At 68.4% G+C, this 16,663-nt stretch carries 8 protein-coding genes and 1 pseudogene; all 9 read right to left on the bottom strand.

Annotated features, from left to right (window positions below; translation table 11 throughout):
• Window positions 1–70: 70 nt before the first annotated feature.
• Window positions 71–1,864, bottom strand: coding sequence for a serine/threonine protein kinase (locus VXJ37_RS12825; RefSeq protein ID WP_331323409.1), 1,794 nt, complete (start codon window positions 1,862–1,864; stop codon window positions 71–73).
• Window positions 1,861–3,867, bottom strand: coding sequence for an FHA domain-containing protein (locus VXJ37_RS12820; protein ID WP_331323408.1), 2,007 nt, complete (start codon window positions 3,865–3,867; stop codon window positions 1,861–1,863). The genes VXJ37_RS12825 and VXJ37_RS12820 overlap by 4 nt, the downstream gene beginning before the upstream one ends.
• Window positions 3,854–4,789, bottom strand: coding sequence for a PP2C family protein-serine/threonine phosphatase (locus VXJ37_RS12815; RefSeq protein ID WP_331323407.1), 936 nt, complete (start codon window positions 4,787–4,789; stop codon window positions 3,854–3,856). Before VXJ37_RS12815 ends, VXJ37_RS12820 begins: the two co-directional genes overlap by 14 nt.
• On the bottom strand, window positions 4,786–6,171 hold the full coding sequence (locus VXJ37_RS12810) for an RDD family protein (protein ID WP_331323590.1): 1,386 nt from the start codon (window positions 6,169–6,171) through the stop codon (window positions 4,786–4,788). The genes VXJ37_RS12815 and VXJ37_RS12810 overlap by 4 nt, the downstream gene beginning before the upstream one ends.
• Before the next feature lie 291 nt (window positions 6,172–6,462).
• Window positions 6,463–6,543, bottom strand: a pseudogene (locus tag VXJ37_RS12805) (zinc-ribbon domain-containing protein); the annotation flags it as partial.
• Window positions 6,540–9,176 (bottom strand): transglutaminase-like domain-containing protein, encoded by a 2,637-nt coding sequence (locus VXJ37_RS12800; RefSeq protein ID WP_331323406.1) that lies wholly within the window; start codon window positions 9,174–9,176, stop codon window positions 6,540–6,542. The gene VXJ37_RS12800 and the pseudogene VXJ37_RS12805, both read right to left, overlap by 4 nt.
• Complete coding sequence (locus VXJ37_RS12795) at window positions 9,173–10,516, bottom strand: DUF58 domain-containing protein (protein ID WP_331323405.1); 1,344 nt, start codon at window positions 10,514–10,516, stop codon at window positions 9,173–9,175. The genes VXJ37_RS12800 and VXJ37_RS12795 overlap by 4 nt, the downstream gene beginning before the upstream one ends.
• A 69-nt stretch (window positions 10,517–10,585) precedes the next feature.
• Window positions 10,586–11,557 (bottom strand): AAA family ATPase, encoded by a 972-nt coding sequence (locus VXJ37_RS12790; protein ID WP_331323404.1) that lies wholly within the window; start codon window positions 11,555–11,557, stop codon window positions 10,586–10,588.
• A 53-nt stretch (window positions 11,558–11,610) separates the two neighbouring features.
• Window positions 11,611–16,663 (bottom strand): Ig-like domain-containing protein (locus tag VXJ37_RS12785; protein WP_331323403.1); only part of this gene is annotated, 5,053 nt, incomplete at its 5' end.

Below are 16,663 nucleotides of genomic sequence, written 5' to 3'. Positions count from 1 at the left end.
AAGGCAGAACTGTTCCGGTGTGGCCGGAGTGCTGGTGTTGTGCTGTTGACCGGTGCCCCTGCAGGGGAAATCACTTGCCCACGCATGCGATGGAGCCTGATTCCATGGGTGAGAAGGCGCCGTCGGTGCGCACGATCATCACCTGGATGCAGGTCTGTCCGGAGGGATTGGGCCGGAGCCGTACCGACGGCTGCGTGATGGCCTGGAATCCCCCGTCACCGCCCCCGATGGTGTACACCTTCCACTTGTAGGTGTCCCCGTCCTTGGGCTGCGGGTTGGTCCAGGTGAAAGTCGCTTCCCCGTCACCGGCGATGGTGCCCTTGAGGCCTTCCACGTCGGGAACGGTGCCGTTGTCCAGTGCGTCCGCAGGCGGTTTGCTGACCTGTTGGGTGGTCACCGGCTTGGGTGTGCCGGGGGCGGCGTTGGCCACCACGATGCCCACCACGGCCGCCAGGGCCAGGAGCGTGCCGCCGGTGATGGCGAGCCAAAGGTTGCGCTTGCTGTGATCCGTGTCCGGCTCCGCCTGGGGTTCCTCCACTTTCACGGCCCGCTGGACTGTTGCGTCGGCCGTGTAGCCGGTGTCCTGGTCGGGTCCCCCTGCCAGCGTGCCCGGGGCTCCTGCCAGCGGGGCGCCATAGTTGACTGCCCCTTCGCTGCCGCGCAATACGGTGGACTGTGCCCACTCCCCCTGCCCGCCGCCGTCGGCCGTGCCCGGCGCGTCCGAAGTGCCGGCGGGGCCGGCGGGGCCGGCGGGGATGTGCGGTACTGCCGGGGCAGGCCGCCATTGGCTGGGGGCAGCAGGGGTGAAGGACGACGGCGGGAGGGCCCCATCCCTGCGTCCGGTCGCTTCGGTCGCGGCGAAGGCTGCGTTGGGACGGGTCCTTGCGGGGAAAGTGGGCGCGCTGCCGGTCCGCTCCGGATCAATGGCGGCGATGCTGCGGACGCGCGTTTCCTCCGTGCCGTCGTCCGGGTGGTTTTCCTCCTGCTGGGGCTCCTCCAGGACCTCGAAGGGGGTCACCGAGAGGTTGAGTTCGGCCTGGATGCGCTGCAGGGCAAGGGCGAAGGCATGGGCGGACGAGTACCGTGACTGCGGGGACTTGGCCATGGCGGTTGCCAGGGCCAGTTCCAGGGACTCCGGCACGTCCGCCCGGCCCAGCCGGGGCAGGGCCGTGTTGCTGATCCGGTTGATCAGTTCGCGTTGCGAGTTGTCCGCTCCGGGCATGACGAAGGGCGAGCGGCCCGCCAGCAGGGTGTACAAGGTGGCGCCCAGGGCCCATACATCCACCATGACCCCGTCCACCGCGCCGTCCCGGAACTGCTCCGGCGGAGACCAGGGGATGGACATCCCGGAGTCGTCGTCGCTGTCGCCGGCAAGGGTGCCGGAGATGCCAAAGTCGGTGAGGGCAGGGCGGTTGTAGTCGGTCACCAGGATGTTGGCGGGCTTGATGTCGCGGTGGGCGATGCCCGCACGGTGGGCGGTTTCGACGGCGGAAGCCACCTGAATGCCAACGGCCAGGACCTCGTCCACGCTGAAGCGCTGCCGCCGGTACCGCACGTCCAGGCTGGGCCGGGAGCAGTACTCCATGGCCAGGTAGGAGTGGCCGTCGTCAGTTACTTCCGCTTCGAAAATGGTGACGATGTACGGGTGCGAGGACAGCTGGGCCATGAGGTTGGCCTCGGACTCGAAGCGCCGCCGGGCGCCCTCCGTTTTCAGGTCCGACAGCAGCACCTTGACGGCGACCTTACGGCGCGGCCTGTCCTGTTCATACAGGTAGACGTCGGAAAAGCCGCCCGATCCCAGCAGGCTGATGTAGGTGAACCCGGGAATTCGGGGCGGCGGCGCAACGGGCCGTTTGGAACTCAAGGAATCTCCTCAAAACGAAGTGAGATGTTGTCGCCCAGCTCCGCGATGTCGCCGTCGAGCAGGATGGCCATCTCGTTCTGGGCCAGGCGGCGGGGCGGCTGCCCTTCGCGGACCAGGACTGTGCCGTTGGTCGCTTTTAGGTCGCAGAGCATCACGTGCCAGCCCTCAAGCCGCACCTCCACATGGGACCGCGAAATATCCCCGCCGGGGCTTGCCACCTGCACCAGGCGCGGCATCACCCCGCCCTGCACGCGGGACACGGACGGCTGCCTGCCGATGACCATCGACTGGTCGAGGTCCAACAGTTCGCCGGTGGACAGCCGCATCCGCCCCAGCCGGGGGCGTGCCACCTGCACGGCGTCCGGGAGCAGTGCCGCACCGCACGTGCTGCACTGTGCATGCGTGGGCGGGTTGGCGTGGCCCTGCGCACAGACACGGGCCAGCACCAGCGGGCCGCCTGCGGCATCCGGACGGCTGGCCGGCGGGGTGGCTAATGCGCCTGAACCAGCCCCCGGGAGGCTGCTCTTCATGACCGTCTGGCCATCGTGATCGGGGTCGAAGCTTGCCCGGGGTTCGGCTGGAGGTGCCTCCTGGGCGGGGCCGGCAGGGCCGCCGTCCACCGGAACAGGATAGTCGGCTGCCGGGGCTGGCGGAGTGCCGGGGGGCGGCGACTGGGCCGGTGCGGAAGCGGACGCTGCCGGCGTGGATCCTCCGGTACGCCAGGGCACGAAATCAATGAGGCCCGTGGAAGCCGGACGGGGCGGGGCGGGTGCCTCCGCGGTGGAACCGGTGCCGGCTGCAGCGGAGTGGGCGGTGCCTGCGTCCACTGAACCCCCGGTGGCGGTGGCAGGCTCTTCCGGGGCAGCGTCCTGCACCGTTTCGATCGCGGCCTGCGGTCCAGCGGCAGGCAGGGCAGGCTGCTGTTGCACCGGAACATGGCCGGAATCGGGGTCGGGTTCCTCGCGTACCGCCGCATCTTCGATGTTCCGCATCACCGTGCGGTCCCACAAATGGTCGTAGGAACTGGTCAGTTCCACCGACGGAACAGCCTCACCCACGGCGGCGCCGTGCCCGGCGGCCAGGTCTTCCGCCGGTTCCAGTCCGGCGGCCCCGGCCACCAGCTCTCCATCCGCGTCGATGATGGCGCCGGGCGCGATCGTGGCTTCCGGGTCGATGAGGGGCGCCGGCTCCGTGAGGGGCGCGGGCTCCGTGAGGGGCGCAGACGCCGGTTGGAGGTCTGCGGACGCCGGGCGCGCGCCAAGTTCCCCACTGTCCGGGTCCACGTGGGCTGGGTCCACGTGGGCTGGGTCCACGTGGGCTGGGTCCTCATCAATGGTTCCCATCACTGTCTCGGCGGAGGCTTCCTCGCCGCCGACGCCGTCCACCTCACCGGCGGCATTCACCGCGAAGGGGCCATCGGCAACGGCGGGGGCCGCTACTGCCCCGGTGTCCGCCGCAGCAGGACGTTCGACGGCGGCGGGCCCCGAGGGTGCCCTGAGGGTCAGGGACTGCAGCAGGACCGCCCCCTCCCCCAAGGGCAGTTCAAGCAGGGGCAGCTCCGTCAGGCGCGGTTCAGTCACGGGCGGCTCAGTCAGGGGTGTTCCATGCTGTCCGGCAGCATGCCCGTTTGTTCCGGCGCTGTCCGCGACCACCAGGCGGCAGGTCCCCGGCACCACGAACCTGCGTTCGTTCCAGGTGGTCACGTCCCTGCCGTCAAGCTCGACAACGCCACCGGGCTGCTCGACGGCGAGGTCGATGCCGCCGCGCAGGAAGACCCGCAGGGAGCCATTGAAGTCAAGGATGCCGAACGACGGTATCCGGGTAAGGGAGCCTCCGGAGCTGCTCGTTACGGCCGCCAGGACCTCGTGCGGCTCAGGACGTCCGGCCAGGAGCTCCCATAGCGCGCCCGCGAGTTCAGCAGGCGACCCGGGACCCAGCAGGACCGCGGTGCGGGACCGGACGATGCCCAGCCAGTGGCCCGGGGTGTAGCTAGCGCCGGTCATCGTCCGGCTCCCCCTCATGGTCCGTGCTTGCCAGGACCCGTTCGGGCAGGGGCTCCGTGACCGCCTCGGACGCCGGGGGACGCGGCAGCGTCACTTCGTCTCCGTCGTCGGAGGTGTGCCGTGGTGCCGTGGTGCCCGCGCCGTCGTCGTTCGCTACGTTCCGTGCGTCCACCACGATGGCGGTGACGTTGTCCCGGCCGCCGCTGCGCAGGGCAGCCTGGATCAGGGTGTCCACCGCGTCCTGGGGGTCCGCCACCGTACTGAGGATGCGGAGGATGTCGTCGTCGCTGAGTTCGCCGGTCAGCCCGTCGGAGCACACCAGGATGCGGTCGCCTTCCTCGACCGGGAGGAGCCAGTAGTCCGCCTCCGTCTCATCCCCCGTGCCCAGGGCACGGGTGACCACGTGCCGGCGCGGGTGGACGGTGGCTTCCTGGGCGGTGATCTCGCCCGCGTCGACGAGTTCCTGGACCTCGGAGTGGTCTACGCTGATCTGCTCAAATCGTCCCTGGCTGAGCCGGTAGGTGCGGGAGTCGCCGATGTTCAGCACCAGCCAGTAAGGCATGCCCATCTGTTCCACCAGGACCGCGCCGGTCAACGTGGTACCGGCCCGCGCTCCGGTGGCTTCGCGGATGGAGTTGTCCGCACGGACAAGGTACTGCTGGAGGACACCGGCCGTGATACTCCGTTCACCGGAGGCGATTTGGGGCATTTCGGCGAGCGCACGCACGCACAGGCCGCTGGCGATTTCGCCGGCCTCGTGGCCGCCCATGCCGTCGGCCACGGCAAACACGGGATCAGCGGCGATGTACGAATCCTCGTTCAGTTCCCGGCGGAGGCCCCTGTCCGTCCCGTAGCCGTACGTGAGGCTGAGGCCAGGGCCGGGCTGAATGGTGGGGGAAACACTGGCGGGGTGCTGGTTCATGCCTGTCCTAGGTAAAAGGTACGGTCTCCAAAGTGGACGCTGGATCCCGGGGTGACAAACGTGGGGACGCCCGGCACCAAGGGGGTGCGCAGGCCGTCCGGGGTGGTGACGGCGCTTCCGTTGGTTGACTGCCGGTCCGTCACCCAGATGCCCGCGCCGTCGGTGAGCAGGTGCAGGTGCGTCTTGGAAATGGAGCGGCCGGGGTCATCCACGGCCAGCAGTTGGGCGTGTTGTTCCCCCGCCTGGCCCAGGGGGTTGCGGCCCACCAGGACGCTGTGGTCCAGCTGGAAGTCACGGCCGTCGTCCAACCGGATACGGAGGACGGCTACCGGGGCCGGTCCGCCGGCGCCTGGGCGCACTTGGGTGCGTTCGACGTCGTCGTCAACATACTGCGCGGCCACACGGTGGCCCTGGGACGGGTCGGTGCCAGTAGCTCCGGCAGGAGCGAAACCCGGGTCGGTACCACGGGCAGCGGGGGCAGCCGGTACCGGGGCGTCGGAGGCGGGCGGCGCGAATGATGCCGGCGAGGTGTAGGGCATGGTCTGGGACGGCATGGGGGCCAACGGCGCAGGTACCTGCGGCGCCGGCGTGGCAGGTACCGGTGCGAACGCGGCCGGAGCTGCAGGGGCCTGCGTCACCGGGCCCTGCATCACCGGGCCCTGCGACTGGTTCTGCGTAAATGGGACCTGGTGCTGCGGTGCAGGCGCCGGAGCCTGCGCCTGCTTCGCTCCCGCTACCGGGGACAGCACCTGCTGCACGGGGGGAAGGTCCAGTGGCGCAAAGCTGTACGGCCCCTGGATTCCCCCGGTGGTGATGGGGTCCCTGCCTGCCTTGACGTCGAACACCAGCGTCCTGGCAGCTGCATCGTTCCAGCCGCGCAGGCCGCCGTTCCTGTCCCATTGGCAGGACACCACCACCACTATTGCCCAGGCAGCACCGACGAGGAGCAGCGGGCCAAGGATGAACAGAGCGGCATCGAACCACTTGAAGACGACCACCAGGACCGCGGCCAGCAGTGCCAGCAGGACGCCGGCGCCGGTGATGAGGCCACGCAGGAAGACGGCGCCGGCACCGGGCGCATAGCCATCGTGGTCGGCGCTGCGGATGCCCATCAGCAGGTTGCCGGGCGTCTTGCCGCTGCGGGCCTCCAGGCCGAGCACAACGAACAGGTAGGCCAGGGTCAGTCCCAGGCCGATGCTGCCGAACAGCACCAGGGACGACGTGTCGTAAATGATGAAGCCGCCGCTTCTGGTCCGGGTGATTCCGGCGAAGCCGATGGCGCACGCCACCACCAGCACCGCCACCCCGGGCAGCCAGTCAATGACGGCAGCACCAAGCCGCTTGCCCGCCGCAGCCGGAACAAGCTGAAGGTTTACTGCCATTCCCGTTCCTCCCCCTGGAGCGGCTTCCACCGCGGTAAAACCGCCGGTGCTGCCCGGACCGGTGCCCGCGTGCGGGCCGTCCGTGTACAAGCTGTCCGTGTAGGCGCCCGCGTGCGCGGTGCCCTTCAATGCCGTGCCCGCCGGCTGACCTGCCGGGGGCCTTTCCACTACCGGGATAGTACCGGGAATCCCGGGCGCGTGCGCGGGGCGCGCTCCGTGGCCAGCGCCGGCGTTCCCGTCACCGAAGGGGTCCGCGGCGCGGGTGCGGCGCGCTGCCCGGTTGGGCAGCGGCGCGCCGCAGGCGGGACAAAACGTGGCCCCCGCACGAATCTGCTGTTGGCAGCGCGGGCAGCGTTCGGCGTCGGCCGTCACTGCTGTGCCGGTCCTTGCTGCCTTGGTGCTTGCCGGTCCGGTGCTTGCCGGTCCGGTGCTTGCCGGTCCGGTGCCTGCTGGTCCGGCTCCTGGTGCTCCGCGCCGGGCGCGCCCGGCTCCTGCGGAGCGGCGGCTGCGCCGGAGGTACGACGGCGGCGGGCAGCAAGGATCCCGGCCACGCCGGGCAGCGCCAGACGGCCGCGCAACGTGATGCCGTTGCCGGAGTTCATGGCGGTCCGGGCATCCGCCAGCAGCGAGCGCGGTGAGAAGCGTGCCTGTTGGCGGCGCCAGAAGCCCATCCCCGCCGTCATCTCCTTGAGCGAACCGTCAACGATGGTCCAGTACTCACGGACTTCCTCCTCCGTGGGCTCGCCGGCGCCGAAGATCGAAGCATCCGCCCGGCGCGCCAGCATGGTGGTGGTGCCCTGGGTGGCAGGGAACGCCTCGGCCAGCACGGCAGCGCTTTCGCGCCGCGTCGAACGGGTGTCGACGGCGGCGCCCAGGTCGGTCGCCAGGCTCACCACTTCGCTCCAGCCCCCGCCCACCCGCTGGGCGGGGAGTCCATCGCTGAAACGCGACTTCCGCCGTCGTGACTTCAACAGGGCAACCAGCAACAGCGGCAGGGCCAGGACCACCAGCGGAATGGCGGCGACGCCCAGCGCGCCCAGGAGGGCACCCCAGAAGAGCCACGGGTTGTTCTTCTTCTGGTCCGCGTCCAGGGCATCCGGCGAAGAGTCCGGCGGCAGGTCCGCCGGCTCCTGCGGCGGGGGCGGCGGCTGCAGCACCTGCGGCTTGGGCTTGGACTTGTTCTCGGGGTCCGGCGGGATGGGAATGTTGTCCTTGGGCGGGGTGGGATCGAAGCTGACCCAGCCAACCCGTTCGAACGCCACCTCAACCCATGCGTGGACGTCCTTGCCGGTGATCTTCACTTCGCCCGCGCCGTTTTCCGGGCTGGTCGGATCGGGGTAGAAACCCATCACCACGCGGGAGGGGATGCCGAGGTGCCGGAGCATCAGGGACATGGCCACCGCGTACTGCTCATCGTCACCGAGCATCTGCTTCGCAGTCAGCAGGCTGCGGATACGGGCCGAGCCGTGGCCCGAAACGCTGGGCAGCTGGCCCTCACTCACCAGGCCGTTGCTGAACGCCCCCGTCTTCTGGAAATGGGCCTCGATCTGGCGCACCCTGTCGATGGCGGTGGGGGCATCAGCGGACAGGTCGTTGGCCTGGGAACCCACCACCGGCGGCACCTCAAGCGGGTCCGGGAGGGAAACCTTGGCGAAGTCGTACTGGGTGAGCTGGCCGTGCTCAAGCTTGACGGGATCGGACACCTGGACGCTGTATGAGTCGCCGCGGGACAGGCCGTTGGTGGTGACGGCGGTGTCCGTCCCCGGGTTGAAGTAGAGGCCGGCAGCAGCTGCCGAACCCGCCTGGTCAAAGCTTATGCCCGTGGTCTTGCGGCCGCCGGGGACGAAGAAGCCCTGATAGTCCTCGATGTTGATGCTGATCGAGTAGTCATTGGTGGGCACCACCCCTGCCGTGTCGGCGAGCGTGTTGATGGACTTGGCATCGCCCACCTTGCTGAAGTTGCCGGAGCCGTTGGGGTCCATGTTGTAGTTGGTCCCATTGAAGGCGTCCAGGGCGCCCAGGCGGACACGGCCGTCCTTCGGCAGCCCCTTGACCACGAACAGGGTGTCGTCCTTCCTGTCCTTCACGTACGTCCGGAAGCTGGCCAGCGGTGTGATGTAGTCCTTGGGGTCGAACGGGGGCACCACCACGTTGCGGAGGACCTTGCGGTCATCCCCGGCGCTGACAAGCGGCGCGGCAACCGCGCTGATCCCCACGCTGAGGACCATCACGCCCGCGGCCATGCCCAGCCGGCGGATCCTGGCACGCCGGGCAGTAGCGCTGTCTGTCTGGGGATTGTTGACCGCCACCCTCCGGGTGCTGTTCCGCCGCAGGACGTCCCGCCGGAACGTCGCCCAGGCGATGCCCACCACGGTCAGGCCGATTCCGCGTTCGAGCGTGAGGAACGCCGCGTTGGTGCTGAAGGCGATGCCGGTGACGAACAGGACCAGCACGGGCAGGAGGGGCAGGTACGGGCTGCGGGCCCGCCACGTCAGGAGCGCAGCAACCAGCGCCATGAGCAGCGAGCTCAGGAAGGGCACAATGAGCACGCCGCCGGCCGTTCCCACGGGCACCCCCACCGTGAGCATGTCCTTCCAGGCGAAAACGACGCCCAGGAGCAGGGTCCGCAGCGAAGAAAGGCTGGGGACTAAGCCGGCTATGGCGGAGTCCGGCACCGCCAGCCAGGTCCCCAACACGAGGTAGGCGGCCAGGGCCAAAGCCGTGGTGATCAGCATGCCCAGGCGCAGGTGGGCGTTGGCGGCGCCGATGGCGAGGCCCAGGACGATGCCGCCGAACCCGGACAGCAGGTAGTAGGGGTCACCTCCGAAGCTCAGGCCGAACCCGAGCAGGCCCAGGCCCAGCAGGACCACCAGGGCCCCGGCGTCGAGCAGGAAGTGCCAGAGCGGCTGCCCGGTTGCGAAGGCCGATTCGGTGTTGGCGGCCTTGCGGCGGGTACGGGGTTGCGGGGACCGCGTTGATGCGGTCCGGCCCGGTGCGGTGCTCATGCGGCCGCCTTTCTCAGCACGATGGCAAGGTCGGCCAGGTCGCCGAGCGTGAGGACAGTGAGGTCTGCGATGTTGGCCCTGGTGGGCGCGGCCCCGGCGTCCACCCGGACCGCAAGGCTTCGGACGCCGGGCGGAACGGAGGCGGCGGCGGAACGCAGCTGCGTTGCCGTCACGTTGCTGCCTACCACGAAGAAGACCACGGAGGCGTTGGGGACCGTGTCAGCCAGGGTCCGGGCGAGGTCGACGGCGGTGCGGCGCATCGGAGTGCCCACGATCCGCGTCATGTCATCGAGCATGTTGCGGCCGGTTTCGCAGCGCAGCGGCCCCTTCTGGGTGAGGACGTCCAGTTCGCGCTGTTCCCGGATGGCCTGCCGGCCGATGGACGCAGCCACGGAAATGGCCATCTCAAACTCGTTTTCCGAGGCGTATTCGTCAGTATTGATGGACAGCGAGATGGCCAGGTGGGCCCTGCGGGTTTCCTCGAACTGACGCACCATCAGCTTGTTGGTGCGGGCGGTGGTCTTCCAGTGGATGTGGCGGCGGTCATCGCCCGGCACGTAGTCGCGCAGGGCGTGGAAGGAGACATCGGCGCTGGACAGGTCCGTGGTGGGCATGCCCTCGAGGTCCCGGATGAAGCCTGCGGCGGACCCGGCCAGGGCTACGGTGCGCGGGTGGACAAAAAGGTCCTCCGGCTCGGTCCAGAGCACCTGGCGGCGGAGCAGGTGCAGGGGGTCGGCGCGGACGGAGCGGACAGGCCCCACCACGATGACGGCCCGCCGGGCGGTGGGAATGGTGAAAAGGTCCTCATGGACCTGCCCGGGCTTCATCCGCGGCAGGTGGAACACGGCTGTGGTGCTGCCCACGGGCAGTTCCAGCGCGGCCGGCAGCAGCGGCCGTGCCGAGGTGTTGGAAACTGCAATGCTGCCCACCGCGCTGTCCCCCACGGCCACCCTGGTACGGGCGAGGTCCAGCACCACGCCATAGGAGGACCGGCCCAGGATGAAGGCCACGGCGATGACGGACATGGCGAAGGCGGCTATGGATGCTGCCGTGGCTTCCTGCCAGCCGAACGCCTGCCCGGTGACCCACAGCAGGAGGGCGGCGGCCAGGACGGACCAGCCCAGGATGCTGACCACGGACAGCACCGGCCAGGCATACTTTAGCCAGCTGTCCCGGAGGGCCCGCCAGGCGGGTGCCGTGGCCTGGAGGGCGGTGCTGCTGGCCTCTGACCATACTGCTGCCGGATGCAGCCGGGTGGGGCGGCCGTTCCGGTGGAGGAGCTGTTGGAGACGCTCCGCGAGCCGGGTCAACCGGGTGCCGCTGGACGTGCCGTCGGACATAAAGGTGTGCCTTCGTTGTTGCGCTGGAATGGGAGGGGGCCGCTGCAGTTTCGCGCTGCAGCCACCGGGTCAGGCGTTGGTGCGCTGCTGCGGGGCCGCGACGTCTGCCAGGATCCTGGTCAGCACGGCCTCGGCGGTGGCACCGGAGAACTCGGCTTCCGGATCCATGACGAACCGGTGGGTCCACACAACGGCAGCCAGCTCCTTGATGTCATCCGGCAGGACGAAGTTCCGCCCCTGGGAGGCAGCCCAGACCTTGGCAGCCCGGACCATGGCCAGGGCGCCACGGACAGACACGCCCAGCCTGGTTTCCGGAGCGGTGCGGGTTTCCTCGCACAGCCGGGAAATGTACTCCAGCACCGCGGTGTCGATGTGTGCGGTGGCGGCGAGGTCGGCCATGTCGGCCACCGCCTGGGTGGTGATGACGGCGGACAGTTCCTTGGAGCGGTCCTTCAGGTTGCTGCCGCCAAGCAGCCGCACGGTGGAGGCGTGGTCCGGGTAGCCGATGGAGGTTTTGATCAGGAAGCGGTCCAGCTGGGCCTCGGGAAGCCGGTAGGTGCCGGCCTGCTCGATGGGGTTCTGGGTGGCCAGAACCATGAACGGGCGGCCCGCGGAGTAGGTGACGCCGTCCACGGTGACGCGGGACTCTTCCATGACTTCCAGCAGCGCGGACTGGGTCTTGGGCGAGGCGCGGTTGATTTCATCAGCCAGGACGATGTTGTTGAAGATCGGGCCCTTGTGGAACTCGAACTTCTGCGTCTTCTGGTCGTAGATGGTGACACCCGTGACGTCCGACGGCAGCAGGTCCGGCGTGAACTGGATGCGGTTGTTGGAGCCCTGCACCGTAGCGGCCAGGGCCCGCGCCAGGGAGGTCTTGCCGGTGCCGGGTGCGTCCTCGAACAGGACGTGGCCTTCGGCCAGCATGGCGGTGAAGGTCAGCCGGATGACGTGTTCCTTGCCCAGCACCGCCTGTCCCACGTTGGCAACCAGCTTTTCGAATGTGTCGGCAAACCACTCGGCCTGCTCAATGGTCATGGTCATGAAAAGTTCCTCATCTTCTATACGGTTCGGGGGCAGTCAGGGGGCTTAGCGAATCAACATCTGCCCACGTCCGGGCCGCTAATGTCGATGGTGGCCAGCTTCACGTACCATCCCGCCCACGGGCCACCGTCCATGCGGTACCACTTGTAGTAGCTGGGTGGGTTGGAGGTTTCGCTGGACCCGTAGATGTTCATCCAGCAGGCGCTGGGGATCCAGCCGTCGGAGTAGGACACCCAGTTTGCGTCGCTTCCGCCGCACGAGGGCGGTGAGGCACTGTAGCGGTCGGGAACGCCCGGTTTGCCGGGGCAGCTGTTGACGACCGATGCCTTGACCCTGACCTTGGTCGGGGCAGGCGGCGGGGTGGGGTCGGCACCGGACGTGGAAGTGGCGGGACCGCCAATATCGCCATTCACAACGGAGACGGCCCGAACCCGCAGGTTGTGGCTCTTGCTCCAACCTCCAGCGGAGGTATCGAAGCGGTTGGCGGTGCCAACATTTTGCCATCCCCCGCCGTCCATGCTGACCTCGAAGTGGTTTAGCGGCCGGCCATTCATGTTGGGGTCGTTCCAGGTCCAGTGCACCTGGCCGTCGCCCTGCGTGGACGTCATGCCGTTAACGCCCGGCGCGTTGGGCGGTCCGTACGGATTGCCCGTGCCGATGGCCTTGGCGTCGCCGGACATGTTGTTCTTGGTGGAGGTGGCGATGATCGTGACGGTCACGTCGGTTCCGTTGGGAAGCCCGTTGATGTTGCCCCCGGGGGCAGCGATTGATCCGGACTGGCCCGAGGACGTCCGGTAGGAGTAGGCGATCTCGCTCGCAGTGGAGCCGTTGCGCTGCGCCTCCGTGAGCGGGGTGAAGGTGACCTTGAGCTGTCCGCTGTTTCCTGTGTCCGCAACAGTTCCGCTGCTCACCTGGCCGGGTTTGCCTGCGGCCCGGATGGGTGCCGACTGGGCGCTGGTGGCGCTGGTGCCGGCCTTGTTGGTGGCCGCCACGGTGAACGTGTAGTTGGACTCCGAGTTATCCACCGTCACGTTCTGCGACGTGCCACCCACCTGCTGGCTGGACACCGCCGCACCGCCGCGGAGGGTGGTCAGGGTGTAGGCCGAGACGGGATCACCGTTGTTGTTCGGCGCAGTCCACACCACCCGCAGCTGGCTCTGCGAGCCCACCGGGGTCGCCTGCGACACGCTCGGCGCCGTGGGCGTGGCGGGCACGCCCGCGGGGACCTCCGCGGCTGAGTACGGGCTCCATTCGGACGGATCCCTGGCGTCGTTGCGGGCCAGGACCCGGACCTTGTAGGACACGCCGTTCTGCAGGCCCTTCCAGACATAGTTGACGGACGTCAGTCCCTGGATCTGGGCGTTCTGGCCGGCCGGCGCCGGGGAGATCTCCAGGTCGTAGGACTTCACCGGTGAGCCCTTGCTGGCCGGGGCGGTCCAGTTGACCGTCAGTTGCTTGTCACCGAACTTCAGCGACGGCGCCAGCGGGGTATCCGGCTTCACGTCGGGGCGGACATCAGCCGATGCCGGGGACCGGTCGGACTCACCGAACTCATTGGTGGCCGTCACCTGAAAGTGGTAGGTGGTGTTGTTGGTCAGGCCGTTCAGGGTGCAGGTGTTGGCGGGGCAATCCTGCCGGAAGCCACCTTCCCCGTAGACGGTGTATCTGGTGATGGGCGAGCCACGGTCCGCGGGAGCGGACCAGTTCAGCAGCGCAGTCTGGTCCCCCACGCTTTGGGCCTGGGGCGTGGTGGGCGCTGCGGGCTTGTCCTTGACGGTGAGCCGGATGCGCGCCGTGGCGAGCCGGGAATCGTCGCCGGTCTTGTCCTCCACCGTATAAGTCACCACCATGGTTCCGGTAAAGCCGGGTGCGGGCGTGACGGTCACCGAGTCACCGTTGACGCCCACAGTGCCGCTGCCCGTTTCGGTGTTGGCGGCAATGATCTTCAACGGGGTCTCGGGGAACGGGTTGGCGTCGTTGGCCAGGACGTTGATGGTAACGGGCTTGCCGGCGGCAGCGTTCGGTTCCACATCGTCGTTGGCCACAGGCTTGGGCCGGTTGGAAGCGGTGACCCCAAGCTGGTACGTGGCCGTCGCCGCAAGGCCCCGGGGATCGGTCGCCTTCACCTGCACCGCGCCGCGGGTTCCGGTAGCCGTCGAATCGGCCGCCGACACCTTCAGGGACTTGCCCTCAATGCTTGCATTGAAGCCGGCAGGGGCATTCCCCACGAGCTCGTACTTCATGTTTTCGACGTCGTCCCGGTCAGGATCGGAGGTCAGTTTGCCCAGGTCGGTGCTGGCCGAGTCGCCCTTGGGGACGTCCACGTCAGCCCCGAGCAGCTCCGGCGGATTGTTCTTGTTGGGGTCCGGGAGGACCTTCGTGCGGATGCTGAGGGTGGACTTCAGGCCGGCGGGATCGTCAGGCCCCGTACCGTCCGTCACCTCGAAGGTCAACGACCCCGGCCCGACGTAGTCCGCACCTGCCGAGTACTTCAGGCCGGCGCCGTCCCGGGTGACCGGGTCGCCGCCGTCGGCACCGATGAGCTTGATCCGGTCAGCCTGGGTCAGCCGGGGTGAGCGTCCTTCCCGTACCTTGACCCATTCCTTGAGGTCGACGTCGACGGACTGGCCGGCGACCACTTCGAGGACGTCGTCCTTGGCCAGGGTGGGTACCTGCTGCCCGAGGCCGGGCACCCAGATGATGGCCGTGGACTGCAGGCCGTCAACGTCCTCCACGGTGTACGGGATGAGCTGGGGCTGTTCGGTGAGGTCGACCAGGACATTGCCTTTGCCGCCGGGCCGGGCCGTGGGGGCCCCGGTACTGATCTTCAGGTTTTCGCCCACGCCGTCCGGGTCCTCGTCGTTCTTGAGGACCGGCACGTCCACGGCAGTCTTGCCCATGGCCTGCGCCGAGGTCACCCTGTCATCGCGCGCAATCGGCGCCTTCAGGGGGACGTCCTTGTCCACTACCAGGCGGATGGTGGCCTGCGCGCTGGCATCCCGGTCATCTGCGACGGTGTACCGGACGTTGTAGGTCCCGGCCTCGTTCGGGGCCTGGAGGATGATGCGGCCGCTGTTCTTGCTGACGGTGGCCTGAAGGGCGGGATCAGCCTCAATGCCGTCGGTCAGGATGCGGATGCGGTCGCCGTCGGGATCCGTGTCATTGGCGGTTGCGTCCACGGCGATCTGGCGGCCCGGGCGAACGTGGACCTCGTCGTCCACCGGGGTGGGCTTTTGGTTGGTCTCGCCGCGCGGCGCGATGCCCACCGTCACGGTGCCCGTGTTCACGGCGCCCTGGCGGTCCACCACCTTGTAGCGGAAGGTATCGGTACCGGCACCGTCCCCGGCAGCGGTGAAGTCGATGAAGTTGCTGCCTACTGTGGCGGTACCCATGGCAGGGGTGCTGTCAATTCCGGTCAGCTGGACGGAGTCGCCATCGGGATCGATTCCGTCCAGGGGAACAGGGATTCTGACGGTGCCGGCCGCCACGACGCGGGCAGTGAGGTTTTTCGGCTGGGGCCGCGAGTTCTCGGCGCCTTCCAGCGGGAGGATGTGGATAGTGACGGCGGCGGCGCTCTTTTGGCCTTCCGGATCCACCGCGTTGTAGATGGCACGCACGGTCTTTGGCTGGCTCCCCGCGATGAACCGCAGGTGGTTCTCGGAGACGAAGCCCTTGCCGTCGGCGGGGTCCACGGGCTGCGGCAGCACGGGGTCCACCGTCAACTCCTGGCCCTGCGGGTGCGTGTCGTTGTCCAGGACCGGAATAGTGACCACGTCGTTGACGCGGACGTTCACCTCGTCCGGTTTGGGCTGCGGCGCTTCCAGCACCGCAGGGGCCGGGACGGGTACCACGGACACGCTTCCGGTAGCCGATTTCCTGCCGTTGGACATGGTGTATTCGAACAGGACGGGATCCTTGGTCCCCAGGATGTCCGTGATCCGCAGGACACTGTGGTTGATCACGCTGACGGATACTGGAGCGTTGTCAGGGAGCTTGACGGACTGCAGCACCAGGACGCCGCCGGAGGGATCGGAGTCATTGGCCAGCGGGTCCAGCAACACGCTTCCGCCGGTGGGCATCAGGGCTACGTCGTGGACGGCCACGGGGTCGCCGCCGTCGTTACCGGATTCCACGTCCACGCGGATCAGGCCCTGGCTGCTTTGGGGCCCGTTGCTGGCGATGTAGGTCAGGTAGACCGGTCCGGGGGTGGTGCTGCGGAAGGTGAACGTGCCGCCGTCGGTAACGGGGCCAAGTTCGGCGGGGCCGTTGGCTTCCACCTGCGCCAGGCGGAGGGCGCCGCCGTTGGGGTCGACGTCGTTCTTCAGCGGGGAGATAACCAGGTCCTGCCCCACCACAGCGGTGACGTGGTCAGCGTTGACCACCGGTGCCAAGGCTCCGGGCGGCTGGACATTGACCACTACCTTGCCGGTGACGGTGGCCCGGCCGTCCCAGATGGTGACCTGGACGTTCTTCTTGCCGGCGGTTGCGCCGGAGTCCTGGAAGGTGAGCAGGCCGTCGCGCCGGACCTTGACCTGGTCCTTATCGTTGTCGACTTTCGCGTCCAGCAGGACCAGGTCATCGCCGTCGGGGTCGATCCAGTCGGTAAGGATGTTCTGGCTGACGGTTTTGCCCTGTTCCACCAGCATGGTGGTGTCCTCGCCGCGCTTGAACTTCGGCGGCTTGTTTTCGTCCGGTCCCACTACGCTGAGTGTGACCTGGCCGGTGGCGGACAGGCCGCGTCCGTCCGAGGCACTGTACTTGAAGGTCTCCGTGCCCGGCTTGGCGTCCGCCGGCACGGTGATCTGGAAGGCAGTTCCCCCGTAGATGCTTTCCAGCGTCCCGACTTTCGGTCCGGCGCCCGCCGCCACAGCCGCCGTAAGGACGTCGCCGTCGGGGTCCGAGTCGTTGTCCAGGACGCTGAGGACGGTGGTGCGTCCGGGGCGCACGCCGATGTCGTCCGGCTTGGTTTCCGGGGGCCGGTTGGGCTTGGTACGGTCCGGCAGGACGTTGATGGTGTTGTTGTCGGCCGATTCCTTGTCCTGGTCGTCGGACTGGTTCTTGGGCGGGATGACGTCGTCCCAGTTGTTGACCAGCTGCATGTTCTGG

Source organism: Pseudarthrobacter phenanthrenivorans (genome assembly GCF_036455295.1).
Classification (GTDB): domain Bacteria; phylum Actinomycetota; class Actinomycetes; order Actinomycetales; family Micrococcaceae; genus Arthrobacter; species Arthrobacter phenanthrenivorans_C.
The sequence above is the reverse complement of the archived record's forward strand: the minus strand, read 5'-3'. Positions and strand labels throughout refer to the sequence as shown.